1 protein-coding gene is annotated in these 1,367 nt (G+C 69.1%); it reads left to right on the top strand.

The genetic code is table 11. The features are described 5' to 3' along the window. Positions 1-1,367: aldehyde dehydrogenase (locus GGR43_RS23310; RefSeq protein ID WP_188074086.1), on the top strand; the 1,367-nt coding region annotated here is incomplete at both ends.

Here is a 1,367-nt window from a genome sequence, read left to right as displayed (position 1 = left end):
ATGATCGAGCTGGTATCGCCTAACAGCGAGGAAGTGATCGGCCATGTGGCCGAGGCGGACGAGCAGGACATGGACCGGGCGGTGGCGGCGGCGCGGGTGGCGCTGGACGAGGGGCCATGGGGGCGGATGAGCCCGGCCGAGCGCGGGGTCTATGTGCGCCGCATGGCGGAGGAACTGAAGAAGCGCGAGCCGGAGCTGGCCCGCGCCTGGACCGCGCAGGTGGGCGGTCTTGCGAGCTTCGCGCCGATCATGACCGGCGGCGCCACCGCCACCTTCGGGTTCATCGCGAGCCTCGCCGACAGCTATGCCTTCGTCGAGCGCCGCCCCAGCACGCAGGTCGACACCGCGCTGGTGGTGCAGGAGCCGGTGGGCGTCGCGGCCTGCATCGCGCCGTGGAACGCGCCCTATGGCATATTGTCGAGCAAGGTCGCCTATGCGCTGGTCGCGGGCTGCACCGTGATCATGAAGCCCTCGCCGGAGACGCCGCTGGAAGCCTATATCATGGCCGAGGCGGCCGAGGCGGCGGGCATCCCGGCAGGCGTGGTCAACCTCGTCTGCGGCGGGCGCGACGCGTCGGACCATCTGGTGCGCAACCCCGGCGTCGACAAGGTGAGCTTCACCGGCTCGACCGGCGCGGGCAAGCGCATCGGCGAGGTCTGCGCCGGCCGGGTCGCGCGCTGCACGCTGGAGCTGGGCGGCAAGTCGGCCGCGATCGTGCGCGACGACTTCCCGATCGAGGCGGCCGCGGCGATCCTGGGCAACACCATCACGATCATGAGCGGGCAGGTCTGCGCGATGCTGAGCCGGGCGATCGTCCCGAAACACCGGCATGACGAGCTGGCCGACGCGATCGCCAGGGTGATGCAGGGGATCAGGATCGGCCATAGCGAGGACATGACGACGCAGCTCGGCCCGGTGGCGATGAAGCGCCAGCTCGAACGGGTCGAGGAATATGTCGAGCTCGGCCGCCGGAGCGCCGACCTCGTCACCGGCGGCAATCGCCCGGCGGGCCTCGACAAGGGCTATTTCATCGAGCCGACGCTGTTCGCCAATGTCGACAACAGGAGCCGCATCGCGCAGGAGGAGATATTCGGTCCGGTGCTGTGCCTGATCCCGGCCGAGGACGAGGAGGACGCGCTGCGCATCGCCAATGACAGCAACTACGGTCTCAACGGGTCGGTGCTGACCCATGATGTCGATGCGGCCTATCGCCTTGCGCGGCGCATGAAGTCGGGCGGGTTCGGGCAGAACGGGATGAAGCTGGAGTTCGGGCTGCCCTTCGGCGGCTTCAAGCAATCGGGCATCGGCCGCGAGGGCGGGGTCGAGGGCCTGGCCCCCTTCCTCGAAACCAAAACCATCCTCCTCGA

The organism is Sphingobium jiangsuense (genome assembly GCF_014196495.1).
GTDB classification, from domain to species: domain Bacteria; phylum Pseudomonadota; class Alphaproteobacteria; order Sphingomonadales; family Sphingomonadaceae; genus Sphingobium; species Sphingobium jiangsuense.
The sequence above is the reverse complement of the archived record's forward strand: the minus strand, read 5'-3'. Positions and strand labels throughout refer to the sequence as shown.